This window comes from Oleiphilus sp. HI0128, from assembly GCF_001635365.1.
This window is the reverse complement of record NZ_LWGG01000367.1, coordinates 1-665: the sequence shown is the minus strand read 5'-3', so window position 1 is coordinate 665 and position 665 is coordinate 1. Positions and strand designations below refer to the sequence as shown.

Annotated in this window: 1 protein-coding gene; it reads right to left on the bottom strand. The window is 44.4% G+C overall.

Features of this window, described 5'->3' with window-relative positions:
• Window positions 1–124: 124 nt before the first annotated feature.
• A partial coding sequence (locus A3763_RS04590; protein ID WP_197482767.1) for a TolC family protein occupies window positions 125–665 on the bottom strand: 541 nt, incomplete at its 5' end.

Sequence of the window (665 nt, the reverse complement as noted above, 5' to 3'; positions counted from 1 at the left end):
CAACTCTCCATCACTCATTGTCCCCTGCATGAGTTGAGGGCCGAAAAAGGTCCCCAAGGCCAAACCAATAGCTAGGACAGTAATGGCTAAAATAAATTGCTTCATGTGTTGATTCTCCTTAGCTTTAGTTCAGCCAATAATTAATACGAGATAGAATAATTTGTTCATTCACAAGCAAGCGCAAACGCTGCACTTTTGCGCTTTGTTCCTTCAGAAACAGCTCAGATACGATGCGGAAATTGCCCTTATCTGACTCGTAGCTATGCATGGCGCTGTGCTTCTGCTTGCCTAATGTGGTTAATATTTTTTCTTCATAAAGCACACGTTGATCGCGGGTGATGTCATATTGGTTGGCGAGATCTTTCAACGTAAAGCGAGCTTGCTCTAATGCTTCTGAACGCTCCAACTCAATAGCTGCCTGACGATGCTTAGCCGCGCTGATCTGGCTGGATTGCTGACCTCGATTGAAAAAGGGGTACTGAACACTCACACCCGCTGAAAAGAAGTCGGCACGAGAAGACCCATCCATATTGTCGCCACTTCTCATGCCGTAGCTTAGCTCCACACCATAAGAGGGCTCCAAAGACTGCTCGGTCAAATTCACTTTGCTTTTTGCAATGTTAATTTTCTGATTTATCAAACGAATTTTTGGATGGTTTTGTAAG